We start from the raw sequence: 13,689 nt of genomic DNA, 5'->3' as shown, positions 1-13,689 counted from the left end.
TGTGGTTGATTTTTGGTCTTTTTATTTGGTTTTTTTATTCTTGACCGCCATTGCGTTCTGGAGTTCTTGGTGTTGGCCATTCTCCTTTTTCGCCAGATCTAGGGTTAATGCCTAAAACAGCTTTTTCACGTGATGTTTTTTCAGGATCTTCACAAGCCATATAGGTAAGGATTGCGGTTAGGATGGCATTGTTGCGAACATCATCGAAAACGATTTTATCATATGTATCCAAGTTAGTATGCCATGTATAGTTCCAATAATCCCAACTTAGGGAACTTAACGAAAAGGCCGGAGCACCAGCTGCAACAAAAGAAGCGTAATCAGAACCGCCACGGCCTGGTGAACCTGGGAATGTAGTTTCTATTTCATTTTTATACCCTTCAGGAACAGCTTCTAACCAACGCCCTAAATAATCATAGGCATGAAGAAAACCTTGACCTGAAAGATTAACTACACGACCAGTACCATTATCTTGATTGAAAACAGCTTGTACACCTGCAACAATTTCCGGATGGTCTTGTACAAAAGAGCTAGAACCGTTCAATCCTTGTTCTTCACTTCCCCAATGCCCAATTAAGATGGTTCGTTTAGGGTTAGGATATACTTTTTTAAGAATACGGGCAGCTTCTAACATGGTGATAGTTCCTGTTCCATTATCGGTAGCACCTGTCGCTCCATCCCAAGAATCGAAATGTGCTGATAGAATTACATACTCATCTGGGAATTCTGTTCCTGGTATAGTAGCAATGGTATTGAAAGTCGGTACTTTACCTAAGTCTTTTGATTCAGCTACTATTTTTATCTGCGGATTAGCTCCATGCTCAACCATTCGGTATAACATGCCGTAATCTTCTAGCGATATATCTACTGCAGGGATTTTCTCAGTACCTGCACTGAATATTTTATTTGCCCCAAAACCTTCAGACCATCTTGACTGGGCAATACCTACAGCACCTGCTTTTTCAAAAGCAGCATTGATATTTCTACTCGTATAGCCCGTATTATTAATATTCTGTCTCCAAATTTTTTCTAATGAATCTCGTTCAGATTTCATTTTTTCAAAAGATTCTTTGGTTGCATATTCTTCCCAGTTTTCATCTGGTCGCCCAGTAGGCTGTAACATGCTTACCATTACAATTTTACCTTTTACTGAAGGCAGCCATTTTACAAAGGCCAAAGAATCAGAGAAGCTTGGTAATGTAATTAAAGATGCAGTAACGCCTTTTTTATCTGTACTAGGGTTCCAAGCTAATTGTGTGGCATGAAGGGATGCTATGCGAGGCGATACCATATCTACATGGGTGATGCCACGTTGCCAACCTTTCCAAGTTCCCCATTGTTGATTTTCTGCAGAAATGCCCCATTTTTTATAGGTGTTAATGGCCCAATCATGAGCAGTTTTCATTTCGGGGGTTCCTACTAATCTTGGTCCGTTAAGGTCCATTAATTCGTAAGCTAGCTGTTCAAGCTGTGAATTTCCATTGCCTTCTTTTTCAATGGCCTCAATAATATCTTTTTGGGTTTGTGCAGAAACAATAGTACTGCATAGTAATAGTGTTAAAGCTAAAATAGATAGTAGTTTTTTCATTAGAATATGTTTTTTGCTTTGATTTAACTAAAATAGTGATAATAACAGGAAAGTTGGTGCTTAGAAATCCTTAGATTTTTGTAAAAATTCCACCAAATTCTTATTGATTAGATAATCCCATCCGGCTTCGCCACTTTCTCTTTTAAATTCAGGAATATCTTTAGGGTAAGGTGTAAGAACTTGACTTTCTAGTTTTAACTGTGTGGTGTTATTTTCAGTGGTTGTTAACTCAAAGATTGACAGGCCTTCGCCAGGATATTCTTCAAACTTCCATGTGTAAGAGATTTTTTTAAAAGGAATTACTTCGGTGATTTTCCAAATGTGGGTAAAAATTCGCTCCCCATTTTTTACTTCGAATTTTGTTTCAAAACCTTCTTCAGGTTTAAAATCGGGTATATTTTCAAAGTACCATTCTCGCATTTGGGTAACATTAGTCAATGCTTCCCATACTTTATTTACAGGGACATTTAAACTGATTTCAATGCGTATAGGTTCTTGATTATCCATTTAGTCAAGCTTCTTGTCCAACGCTAAAATAGTTTTCAATAATACATTGGCACCATTTGCCATATCTGAAGCGGAAGTGAATTCTTTAGGCGAATGACTAATGCCACCTTTGCTTGGAACGAATATCATTCCTGTTGGTGCAATAAGTGCCATGTCTTGAGCATCATGACCTGCACCACTTGGCATAGATTTATAACTTAGCCCAAGCGAATTGATGCTTTTTTCTATCTCGTTCTGAATAGAAGCATCCATTATTGCAGGATTAGCCGTTGTATCTAAAGCAGTAATTTTAATTTCAACACCCGATGCTTTACTAATCTCTAAAGCTCGTTTTTCAATTTCTTGATATACCTTTTCAATAACTTCAGATGAAAGGTCTCGTATTTCTAAACTGGTAACAACTTTTCCTGGAATTACATTTGGGGCACCTGGCTCCGCAGAAATTCTACCTACGGTGGCAACTTGTGCGCCCTCAAAACTTGTGGCAACTTCATTCACCGTAACTATAAATTTTGCTGCGACCAATAAGGCATCTTGTCTTGCATTCATGGGTGTAGTACCCGCATGATTTGCAAAACCATTGAATTCTACGTCCCACCATTTTAAACCTACAATACCTTCTACAATACCAATGTCAAGACTCTCTTTTTCTAGAATACCGCCTTGCTCAATATGTAATTCTAAAAATGCAGCTATATCACCTTCTTTACGAGCGACTTCTGCAAGTCTGGTGGTGTCACCACCTAATCGCATCATACCTTCGCCAATGGTATACCCTGTGGAATTTTTAACTGAAAAGGCAGTTTTTTTCAAATGGCCTGCAATTGCCCTACTACCTACAACACCACCTTCTTCATTAGAAAATATAATAATTTCTAATGGATGCTTCGTTTTGACATTGTTTTCATCGAGCACCTTAAGAACTTCTATGGCTGCCATGCTTCCAACACAGCCATCATAATTTCCACCATGTGGAACACGGTCTATATGTGACCCAAATGAAATTGGTTTTTTAGAAGCGCTTGTTCCTTTTCTAGTACCAATTATATTTCCTGCGAAATCTATATGGGTTTCTATGCCCATTTCTTTTAATTGAGATATTACCCATTGTTGTGCAGCAACATCTGCATCACTAAAAGCTACTCGTTCCGTTTCCCCATTCTCTTGTATTCCAAATTGGGCTAGTTTGGTTATTCTTTTTTCTAAACGGTCTTGGTTAACCGTGAGTTGAGCATATAGACTAATCATTGGACTAATGAGTAAAACTATAAGAAGTAGGCTTTTGTGATTTTTCATAGTATTCTAGTTGGTGCTCAATTCTTTTCTATTGTAAATACAATTGGCCATAGGTTGCTTATTTGCTAAAATTGCTAATGTATTTTCAACAGTCATGGTGCACATTTTTGTGTAGGTAGTCCCTGTATTTCTATATGTGTAGTCTAATTTATTAATTCTATTGAGTGTGTGTTCTAGAGATTCAGCACGCATCCAATGGTGCATGGCTAATTCCATTCGTGAGTTTTACTTTTATAGTTTTATCCGACAAAGTCAATTTTTCTGTGCGAACCATCGCAGAATGGTTTGTTTTCAGAAACGCCGCAACGGCAAAAACCCGTAGTACCCTCTTTAGTGACTATTTCTCCTGATGCTAATTGTATTTCTAAATCCCCTTTGATTTTTAAAGGTCCGTTGTTGGCTACAATAATTTGAGTAGCGTTAGTTTCATTTACTTTTTGTTCTTCCATTATTTCGTTTTTCATGTAATAGGTTAATGCCCCAGACGGGCATTCATTAATTTGTGATTTTAAAGCTGACGTAGTTGTAGTTTCAGGAGTAATCCAAGGTTTTTCTCTTGGTTTGTATACTTCCGGAAGCATATGAATACATACTGCAGAATGGATACATTTTTTTGGTTTCCAAACAACAATAAGTTCCCCGTTCGAATATTCTTTGGTTATTTCTTTCTCCATGATTTATTACCCGAGGTTAATTCCTTCAATTGCTTTCGGTACTTTGGTGTGGGTTAAATATATTTTGTTCTGAGCCTTAATTTATTTAATATAAACAATTGAGCCATCGAAAATTGCTTCATATATTTTTCTGATGGGTTATCAATCAAAATCAAATTCATTGAGCTTAAAAATTAAGAAGTTTTAAGGTAGGAAAAAAATGCTTCTTTTGATAGTTAAGTGGACATCTAATTGTTCAATATTGTTATTTTAATATTCAAGACCTTAATAACCTGCCCACAGCTTCAATTGATGTATTAATTGACTTGTTAGATGAATTTTATGAGAATACTAGTGAAACTGAAACAGCTACTAGGGAAATTCTAACGTTGGATTTTGAATTCATTTCTAAGGTATATGGATTTGCTGCGGATATATAAAGAATTGATTACGAATAAAGATTGTTTGAAATTAAAGTTTTAATTAACGATTAATTCTCTTTCAATCTTTTTTATATTTATTCTAATGATAGCATTAGAAGAACAACTCAAAAACCCGGTGTGGTATTCCTTAAACGAAACTCATAAAAAGTTTGTTGAAGAATATGACGGAGTTCAATTTTATAAACCAGAGGTGTGCACCTTTGGTTCTTTTTTCGATGAAACTAAAACAGCCAAAGCTTCAAATCAATATCTAAAAACTACAGATCATTTCTTTTTTGTTTCAGAGAATCAAACACCTATAATAGATGATGATAAAGTATTCTTAGAGAAGAAAATTGATGGATGTCAGATGGTATTAAATAAGCTAACAGACGTTGAAATATCCGAAGACATTGTGCTTTTAGGTCATGAATTTATAGATGAGATTTATGATTTAATTTGGTTGGTTATGCCTGGTTATTATAGAAAGGGAACTTATGAAATGGGCAAATATTTTGGGATATTTAAGTATGGTAAATTAGTGTCAATAACCGGTCAGCGAATGCAAACGAATCAGTTTATAGAAGTAAGCGCTGTTGTAACGCATCCTGAATATACCAGAAAAGGGTTAGCAAAACAGTTAATTGCGCATACTACAAAAGAAATTTTAAAAGAAAATAAGACACCTATTTTACATACGAACAAAGGTAACCTTGCAATTCCGCTTTATGAGAAATTAGGTTTTGAATTAACAAGAGATATGAATTGGTGGTTGTATCGTATAAAATAAGAACACCAATACATAGAATTGGTATTCTTGTTAATTAATCCTTTTATTTCTTTAATGAGAATTGGTTTAAATAATGTTTAATTTATTGATGATAATAGTAATCATTATTTAAACAAATTTTCTTATGATGCCTCATGTAATTATCCCGAGGTATTTTACTCTGATTTCTTTATAGGAGCTGCTTCCAAAAATTTGTTGACTTCAAGCCAGTACATAAAAGAATCGAACCAACGGTTACTTGTTCTATTGGGGTTGCCAAGGCCAAAACCGTGACCGCCATTTTGGTAAAGATGAAATTCAACGGGAATTCCTGCTTTATTCCAAGATTCGATAATGCCAAATTTCCCATTAAAAAGAAAATCATCGGTGGCAATAACATTGAACATCGGGGGGGCATTTTGTGGTACATCAACAGCTCCCATACCACCATATATAGGACCAATAAAAGCCAATTTCATGGTCTTAGAATTTAGGGTGGAATGCATGGTGAGGCCAGCACCGGCAGAGAAACCAATCATGCCTATTCTATTTATATCTACTCCCCACTCATCCGCTCGGTCTACTATCATTGCATAGGCTGCTTCTGCATCTTCCAATTGATTGGAAAGGTCACGTTCCTGCGGACTAGTTGGTCTAGTGGGCTTCACGGTACTTGAAGTTTCAGATGGTGGTGTTCGTGGGCGATTCATCCAAGAGGTAAAGTCCTCAAGCGATTCTGCAGTGGGCTGAAGACGGTATTTTAAAACAAAGGCTGTAACTCCTTGTTTTGCCAATGCTTCAGCAACTTCCCAGCCCTCGTTAGCCATAGATAGCCACATAAAACCTCCTCCGGGTGTTACAATGACCGCTGTGCCATTTGCTTTTTCTGGATCGGGTAAAAAGGGCGTGAGTGTGGCCTCTGTAATATTTCTAGCCATTGGATCTCCCCATTGGCGAAACCAAGTCTCTTAATACAGGTTGGTCATCAACCCCACCTGTATTAAGAGGAATGGCGGTTGGCTCTTCTGGTGTCTCTAGAGGTGTTATAGTTCCATCCTGAGCAGTTGCTACTGAAATTAAAAGAAGTGCCGTCATACAAATGAGGCTTTTAGGTAGGGGGTAAGGCATAATTGATATATTTAAGTGTTTTAATAACACTTAAATATATATAATGTCTATGATATTTTGAAATTTAATACTTGATTATTTTGTTAATAATATAGAATTTTTATAAAAAAGATAATTTACGTCGAAAAACAAACTTTATTATCTAGTGTAAAAAGGTATATAATTTACTGATTATTAAGTTAATAAAAGTTTTCAATTGACTGTAAACGATTACAAACGATAGTAAGTGTTTAGTGACCGAATAGTATTTGGAAGCTGTTCTAGGTTTGCAGTGTCGAGTCAAGGAGGCTTGATAGAAAGAACTGTTTAACGATAAAATTTAGTAAGATGAACGCATTAAAAAACAAAGTACAGTTAATTGGAAACTTAGGGCAAGACCCAGAAATAGTAAATCTTGAAGGGGGCACTAAATTGGCTAAATTTTCTATAGCTACCACAGATAGCTATAAGAACGCAAAAGGCGAGAAAGTAGATGACACCCAATGGCATAATATTGTAGCCTGGGGAAAAACGGCAGAGATTGTTGAGAATTATTTAACCAAAGGAAAACAAGTTGCCGTTGAGGGTAAACTAACGCATCGCTCTTATGAAACTAAAGAAGGTGAGAAAAGATATATCACCGAGATTAGGTGTAATGAGTTGTTGATGTTGGGGAAATAATCACTTTTTCATAAGCCTTCGACTGCGCTTAGGATGACATTCTGAAAAGTAATTTGTTTAGTAATGAATCCCTCCATTAAGGATGGTGAATATCTATTAACTTATTTAAAAAAAACTGAAATCGAATTATTAATGTCAGTCTGAGCGTAGTCGAAGACCTTATTGGTATATAAACTTCCTATTTTTGCACCTATGACATCAACAGTACAAGAACTACTTCCTTTATTAAAAACTCATTTTGGCTATGATTCTTTTAAGCCGAATCAATTATCCATAATTGAGGATGCTTTGAACAAAAAAGATGTGTTGGCAATTATGCCAACAGGAGGGGGAAAATCGCTCTGTTATCAATTAACGGCCTTAGCTTTAGAAGGTACGGCTATTGTAATTTCACCGTTGATTGCCTTAATGAAGGACCAGGTTGATGTATTGCAAGCCAATGGCATTGCTGCTGCATATTACAATAGTTCCCAATCAGAAGAAACTCGGCAGGCAATTTTGCAACAATTAGAAAACAGCGAATTGAAACTGTTTTATGTTGCTCCAGAAAGCTTAGGCTTCTTTGATTCAATCTTAGAAAATTTGAAGATTAGCTTATTTGCAGTAGATGAAGCACATTGTATTTCTTCATGGGGACATGACTTTAGACCTGCATATACCCAGTTGGGTAGTTTAAAGAAACGCTTTCCGAATATTCCAGTTATGGCACTTACGGCAACAGCTGATAGAACCACGCAAGATGATATTGCCGATCAATTGAAGATTCCGAATGCAGAGCGACATTTAGCTTCTTTCAATAGGCCAAATCTATACTTAGATATAAAGCCTGCACAAGACCGAATTAAGCACATTCTCGATTTTTTAGATGATCGATCCAACGAAAGCGGAATTATCTATTGTTTGAGCAGAAAAAGTACTGAAGCTATTGCTCAAAAATTACAAAAGGCTGGTTTTAAGGCTAAGGCATATCACGCAGGTATGTCATCTGAAGAACGGTCTAAGGTACAAGAAGAATTTATTACAGATAGAGTTCCCATAATCGCTGCAACAATTGCTTTTGGTATGGGAATAGATAAGAGTAATGTGCGTTGGGTAATTCATTATAACCTTCCGAAGAATATAGAAGGTTACTATCAAGAAATTGGTAGAGGTGGTCGTGACGGACTCCCAGCTCATGCTTTGCTGTTTTATAGTTTTGCCGATGTGGCACAGCTGCGTCGATTTATCACACAAAGTGAAAATGCAGACGTAGAATTTGCCAAATTGGAACGGATGCAGCAATTTGCGGAGGCGTTGAGTTGCCGCCGAATTGCATTGTTAAACTACTTTGGTGAGCAAGTAACCAAAGGATGTGGAAATTGTGATATTTGTATGAGTCCACCAGCATATTTTGATGCTACATTATTAGCTCAAAAAGTATGCTCTGGGGTTGCTCGACTACGAGAGCGTGAACCTATGGGTATGGTTATCGATGTCTTACGAGGAGCACAGAATGCCCAAGTATTAGAACGAGGATATCAAAATATTAAAACATATGGCGCCATAAAAGATGTTTCGTGGCTAGACTTACAACAGTATGTGATTCAGTTATTGAACCAAGGCGTGTTGGATATTAATTTTAGGGAAGGAGCCAGATTAGGCTTGACGCCATTGGCTAAAGAAGTGCTTTTTTCCAATAAAACAATTCAATTAGCAATCTTGCAAACCGAAAAGGAAAAGAAGAAAAGTACAGCAAAAGCAAAAACTCCAAAAACAGGACTTTTCGAAAAGCTTCGCCTTTTAAGACAACGAATTGCCGAGGATCAAGGCGTGCCGGCATATGTTGTTTTTGGTGATGCCAGTTTAAAGGATATGGAACTCAAGATGCCTAAAAATGAAAAAGAATTCATGGAGGTGTCTGGTGTAGGGCAGGCAAAATTAGAAAAGTACGCTGATATTTTTATTAAGGAAATTACTACTTATGCGCCTGCTAAAAAATCAAAGAAAGCAACGCATGAGCAAACGTTCGATTTATTCTCTGACGGATTAACAGTTTCTGAAATTGCAACTGCAAGAAACCTTTCTGAGAATACCATTTACGGTCACTTAATGAAAAAACATGCAGAAGGTGAGGAGCTTGATTTGAATCAATTCGTAAGTGCTGATGAAGTATCAAAAATAGCGAATGCAAAATCAGAATTAACTGAAGCTACAGGTTTAAAAGACTATTTTGAGTTTTTTAAAGAGCAAATGCCGTATTGGAAAATTAAGTTTGGGCTGTATTTGTTAGATTCTTAAGGCCTTTAATCATCAATACTAGAAAAAAGCATTTGCTTAAATTTCCAACTGGTCGTATCATTTACAGGGCCTTGGGTCTGTTTCATTAAAATACCGATTACTTTTTCTTTTGGGTCTGCAAAATATTGGGTATTGAAATAACCTCCCCATTCAAATGTTCCGTCACTTCCAAGGCCACCAGAAATTTCTCCTTTTTCATTTACTATTGAAAAGGCAAGGCCATGGTTTTTTGGTCCATCCCATATATCTCCAATTTGATTCCCCAAAATACTTTTTACCGTGGTTCTACTCAATAATCGCACTCCGTTTAATTCACCTTCGTTCAAATACATCTGTAAAAAAGTAGCGTAGTCTTTTGCTGTGCTTGAAAGACCTGCACCACCAGAAAAGAAAGTTTTTGCTCCTTTTATAGGATAATCAGTGTCATAAAAGGTAATAGGATATTTTATCCATTTGTCATTTTCCTTTTTTTGAACTGCTACTAATCTATTATAGTTTTCTTTCGGTTGGTAGAACCAAGTATCTTTCATGTTAAGTGGTTCGAAGATTCTCGTTTTAAAAAATTCATCAAAGGGTACACCAGAAATAACTTCGATAAAATAGCCTAACACATCAAGGCCTTCACTATAGGTAAATGCCTCTCCTGGCTCATGATGTAGTGGTAACTTTGCCAGTTTTTTTACGCTTTCGGCAATCGTAATTTTTTCTGTTGTAAATAAATCGGTGATTCCTGCTTTTGCATAAATCTTCTTGAAACGTTCATCCCCATCAATCACTCCATAACCAATACCTGATGTATGAGTCAACAAATCTCTAATGGTGATTTGGTTTTCTGCTCGTTTAGTAGTGTACGTACCGTCGGCTTCATTATAGGTATCTAATATTTGCGCCTCACCGAATTCTGGAATGTATTTTGAAATATTATCATCTAATTGAAACTTACCTTCTTCCCAAAGCATCATTACAGCGGTTGAGGTTATGGCCTTTGTTTGAGAGGCAATACGGAAAATGGCATCTTTTTCCATCGAAATGTTCGCTTCATTATCAGACATGCCGAACGCCTTGTGAAAAACTATTTTGCCATTACGTGCAATTAGTGCAACAGCCCCAGGTATATTACCATTAGTAACTTCTTCTGAAATCATGGCGTCTATTTTTGAAAGACGCTCTGTTGACATGCCTGCATCTTTTGCATTTCCTGTTTCTAATGCAGATGATTTTTGAATGGATATTGTTTGGGAGAAGGAAACTAGTGTAAATAGAGCAAAATAAATGTGAATCAGCGTTTTCATTAGTTTGGTTTTCAGGTGTTGTACTAATGTACTAAAAATATAGAGATTGCGCCAACCGAAACGTATTCGCATGTGCTTCTACAATAATTCTAATGTCTTCGGAATACCCACCACCCATACTACATTGCACAGGAATTTTATGCTTTTTGCAAGTGTCTAGAACATATTGGTCGCGAAGTTTGCAACCATGCACAGTTAGGCCTAATGTGCCAAGTTTATCACTTTTAAGAACATCTACCCCGCTGAGATAAAAGATAAAGTCTGGCTGAACAATGTCTAATAATTTAGGTAAGTTTTGTTTGAGTATAGACAGGTATAAATCATCTGTTGTCCCTTTTTCAAGTTCAATGTCTAAATCTGATTTTTCCTTTTTTAAGGGATAGTTAGACTTACCATGCATAGAAAATGTAAAGACATTGGTATCATTTTGAAAGATTTCTGCTGTACCATTACCTTGGTGAACATCTAAATCTACAATGAGTATTTTTTTTGCTAGCCCTTTATTCAATAGATATTTTGCGCCAATGGCTTGGTCGTTTAGCATACAAAATGCTTCGCCATGATCACTGAATGCATGGTGAGTACCGCCAGCAATATTCATTGAAATTCCGTAGTGAAGCGCGAAATCACAGTTTTTTAGGGTGCCATCAGCTATAATACGTTCTCGCTCTACCAAATCTTCAGATATTGGAAAACCGATTTTACGAGACATTTTTGCTGAAATCATCATATTCAACAAATCGTAAAAATATTCAGGATCGTGAACGGCTACAATATGTTTATCATTCGGAATTTCAGGCTCGAAAAAATTAGATTGGGTACAGGTACCTTCATATATTAATTGCTGTGGTAGAAGCTCATATTTCATCATAGGAAAACGATGACCTTCTGGTAATGGATGTTTATAAATAGTATGGTAGGCTATTTTAAGCATTAGCTGAACTATTTGTGCAGCTTTAGTTGAATACGCTTTCTAGGTACATCGACTTCTAAAACCTTCACAATTATTTGTTGATGTAAATGAACATGTTCATTTACATCTTTAACAAACGAATCGGAGAGATTAGAAACGTGAATCAGTCCGCTTTCTTTGATGCCGATATCTACAAAACACCCAAAATTAGTAATGTTGTTTACGATACCAGGAAGTAATTGACCACTGTGTAAATCGGTAATCGATTTAATATTTTGGTCAAAAGTGAATACTCTAGCTTTTTCCCTTCGGTCTAATCCTGGTTTTTCTAATTCTGAAAGTATGTCTTTTAAAGTGGGTAGGCCAACATTTTCAGTGCAATATTTTTTTAATTCTATTTCTTTAAGTAATGCCTTGTTGCCAATTAAAGAAAGAATTTCGGTTCCTTTATCTTTGGCCATTTGCTTTACTATAGCATAGCTTTCTGGATGTACGGCAGAATCATCTAACGGATTTTTGGCATCTTTAATACGTAAAAATGCAGCTCCTTGTTCAAAGGCTTTACCCCCTAAGCGAGGAACATCCATAATCTCTTTTCTGCTTTTGAACGCGCCTTTTTCCTTTCTTTGGATGACAATATTTTCGGCCAATTTTGGTCCAATACCTGAAACATAACTTAATAAGGGAACACTTGCGGTATTTATATTTACCCCAATGGAGTTTACACAACTTTCTACTACGACGTCAAGCGAATTTTTTAGTTTAGTCTGGTCTACGTCATGCTGATATTGCCCTACACCAATAGACTTAGGGTCTATTTTAACCAGTTCTGCAAGTGGGTCGGCCAAACGTCTACCTATAGAAACTGCGCCACGAACGGTAACATCGTAGTTCGGGAATTCATCACGAGCAATCTTAGATGCTGAGTAAATAGATGCCCCAGCTTCACTTACTACAAAAACTTCAACCGGATTATTGAATATCACTTTTTTGACAAGATGTTCAGTTTCTCTTGAAGCTGTGCCATTACCTATGGCGATAGCTTCAATCTTATAGGCATTAACTAACGAACTCAATTTTTTAATAGCACCGCTTACATCATTTTGTGGCGCATGCGGATAGATATTTTCATTATGCACTAAATTACCTTGGGCATCTAAACACACCAATTTACAGCCCGATTTAAAACCTGGGTCAATGGCGAGAATACGTTTTTCGCCTAAAGGCGCACCCAACAACAATTGTCTAAGATTATTGGAGAATACACTGATAGCTTCATCATCTGCCTTTTCCTTTGCAGCTTTTAATAGTTCGTTGGATAAAGATGGGAATAGTAATCTTTTATAAGCATCTGCAATGGCAAGTTCTATTTGCTTTGCACACGCATTATTAGATTTGATAATTCTATTTTCTATACGGTCTAGTAATCGTTCATCATCCAACTCAATTTTAACCCGGATAAATTTCTCTGATTCTGCTCTTAAAATCGCCAATAAACGGTGCGACGGACATTTATTTAATGGTTCACTCCATTCAAAATAATCGCGATACTTCTGTGCTTTTTCGTCTTCTTTTTTAGCAGTAATTACTTTTGTAGATATAATTGCAAAGCGAGCTAATTGTGACCGTATTTGATTTCTAATATCAGTTCGTTCATTAATCCATTCAGAAATAATATGGCGAGCTCCTTCTAAAGCATCGTCTTCGTTTTCAACTTCTTTGTTTACGTATTTTGATGCCGTAAATTCAATATCATCATTACGCTGCGCCATAATGATTTTAGCCAAAGGTTCTAAACCGTTTTTACGGGCTATTTCGGCTTTTGTTTTTTTGCTCTTTTTAAATGGTAGATATAAATCTTCTAACTGCGTTAAGTCTTCTGCGTTCTCAAAGCTTTGTTTGAGTTCTGCGGTCAAGGCATTCTGTTCCTCGACAGCTTTAATGATAGCTTTTTTACGTTTTTCTAGTACTTCAAACTGGTCTTTAAACTGTACAATGGCACCTACTTGAACTTCATCTAAATTGCCTGTTTTCTCTTTTCGATACCTCGAAATAAAAGGAATCGTACAATCTTGGTTTAGAAGTTCAATCGTATTTTGAATCCCTTTTTCTGGGAGTTGGGTATACTTTAAGATATAGCCAACTATTTGGGCCGAGTCCAATTTTGCCATTTATATTGTAATA

At 36.5% G+C, this 13,689-nt stretch carries 14 protein-coding genes; 4 read left to right on the top strand and 10 right to left on the bottom strand.

Features of this window, described 5'->3' with window-relative positions:
* Window positions 1–34: 34 nt before the first annotated feature.
* Genes B5X55_RS07025 through B5X55_RS07005 form a run of 5 tightly spaced genes read right to left on the bottom strand, consistent with a single transcriptional unit; the run spans window position 35 to window position 4,065 of the window.
* On the bottom strand, window positions 35–1,588 hold the full coding sequence (locus B5X55_RS07025) for a M20/M25/M40 family metallo-hydrolase (protein ID WP_079511895.1): 1,554 nt from the start codon (window positions 1,586–1,588) through the stop codon (window positions 35–37).
* 60 nt (window positions 1,589–1,648) lie between these two features.
* Window positions 1,649–2,095, bottom strand: a complete 447-nt coding sequence (locus B5X55_RS07020; protein WP_079511894.1) for an SRPBCC family protein — start codon at window positions 2,093–2,095, stop codon at window positions 1,649–1,651.
* A complete protein-coding gene (locus B5X55_RS07015) occupies window positions 2,096–3,391 on the bottom strand; it encodes a Zn-dependent hydrolase (protein ID WP_079511893.1) in 1,296 nt (431 codons plus the stop codon). It abuts the gene before it with no gap.
* Window positions 3,392–3,397: 6 nt separating this feature from the next.
* The gene (locus B5X55_RS07010; protein ID WP_079511892.1) at window positions 3,398–3,607 is read right to left on the bottom strand and encodes a hypothetical protein; all 210 of its coding nucleotides are present in this window, start codon (window positions 3,605–3,607) and stop codon (window positions 3,398–3,400) included.
* A 23-nt stretch (window positions 3,608–3,630) separates the two neighbouring features.
* Window positions 3,631–4,065, bottom strand: coding sequence for a (4Fe-4S)-binding protein (locus tag B5X55_RS07005; protein WP_079511891.1), 435 nt, complete (start codon window positions 4,063–4,065; stop codon window positions 3,631–3,633).
* Between the two features lie 230 nt (window positions 4,066–4,295).
* On the opposite strand from B5X55_RS07005, the gene B5X55_RS19275 reads away from it, so the two are divergent.
* Both B5X55_RS19275 and B5X55_RS07000 read left to right on the top strand, forming a co-directional pair.
* Window positions 4,296–4,484 (top strand): DUF5713 family protein, encoded by a 189-nt coding sequence (locus tag B5X55_RS19275; RefSeq protein ID WP_394332839.1) that lies wholly within the window; start codon window positions 4,296–4,298, stop codon window positions 4,482–4,484.
* An 85-nt stretch (window positions 4,485–4,569) separates the two neighbouring features.
* Window positions 4,570–5,256 carry a GNAT family N-acetyltransferase gene (locus tag B5X55_RS07000; RefSeq protein ID WP_079511890.1) on the top strand — a complete coding sequence of 229 codons (687 nt, stop codon included), beginning with the start codon at window positions 4,570–4,572 and terminating at the stop codon, window positions 5,254–5,256.
* Window positions 5,257–5,411: 155 nt separating this feature from the next.
* Here B5X55_RS07000 and B5X55_RS06995 read toward each other — a convergent pair whose 3' ends face one another.
* Both B5X55_RS06995 and B5X55_RS18845 read right to left on the bottom strand, forming a co-directional pair.
* Window positions 5,412–6,173 (bottom strand): alpha/beta hydrolase, encoded by a 762-nt coding sequence (locus B5X55_RS06995; RefSeq protein ID WP_200811593.1) that lies wholly within the window; start codon window positions 6,171–6,173, stop codon window positions 5,412–5,414.
* Window positions 6,166–6,330: a hypothetical protein gene (locus tag B5X55_RS18845; protein WP_200811592.1), complete on the bottom strand. Its 165-nt coding sequence runs from the start codon at window positions 6,328–6,330 to the stop codon at window positions 6,166–6,168. The genes B5X55_RS06995 and B5X55_RS18845 overlap by 8 nt, the downstream gene beginning before the upstream one ends.
* Before the next feature lie 360 nt (window positions 6,331–6,690).
* On the opposite strand from B5X55_RS18845, the gene B5X55_RS06990 reads away from it, so the two are divergent.
* A complete protein-coding gene (locus B5X55_RS06990; protein WP_079511889.1) occupies window positions 6,691–7,023 on the top strand; it encodes a single-stranded DNA-binding protein in 333 nt (110 codons plus the stop codon).
* Between the two features lie 192 nt (window positions 7,024–7,215).
* The gene (gene recQ, locus B5X55_RS06985) at window positions 7,216–9,300 is read left to right on the top strand and encodes a DNA helicase RecQ (protein WP_079511888.1); all 2,085 of its coding nucleotides are present in this window, start codon (window positions 7,216–7,218) and stop codon (window positions 9,298–9,300) included.
* A gap of 5 nt (window positions 9,301–9,305) precedes the next feature.
* Here the strand turns inward: recQ and B5X55_RS06980 are convergent, their stop codons facing one another.
* From B5X55_RS06980 to B5X55_RS06970, 3 genes are read right to left on the bottom strand one after another with little or no spacing between them, the layout of a single operon-like run.
* On the bottom strand, window positions 9,306–10,592 hold the full coding sequence (locus tag B5X55_RS06980; RefSeq protein WP_079511887.1) for a serine hydrolase domain-containing protein: 1,287 nt from the start codon (window positions 10,590–10,592) through the stop codon (window positions 9,306–9,308).
* A gap of 31 nt (window positions 10,593–10,623) precedes the next feature.
* Window positions 10,624–11,526 carry a histone deacetylase family protein gene (locus tag B5X55_RS06975; RefSeq protein WP_079511886.1) on the bottom strand — a complete coding sequence of 301 codons (903 nt, stop codon included), beginning with the start codon at window positions 11,524–11,526 and terminating at the stop codon, window positions 10,624–10,626.
* Window positions 11,527–11,534: 8 nt separating this feature from the next.
* Complete coding sequence (locus B5X55_RS06970) at window positions 11,535–13,676, bottom strand: Tex family protein (protein ID WP_079511885.1); 2,142 nt, start codon at window positions 13,674–13,676, stop codon at window positions 11,535–11,537.
* Window positions 13,677–13,689: the final 13 nt, after the last annotated feature.

The sequence above is a fragment of the Maribacter arcticus genome (genome assembly GCF_900167935.1).
Classification (GTDB): Bacteria; Bacteroidota; Bacteroidia; order Flavobacteriales; family Flavobacteriaceae; genus Maribacter; species Maribacter arcticus.
The sequence above is the reverse complement of the archived record's forward strand: the minus strand, read 5'-3'. Positions and strand labels throughout refer to the sequence as shown.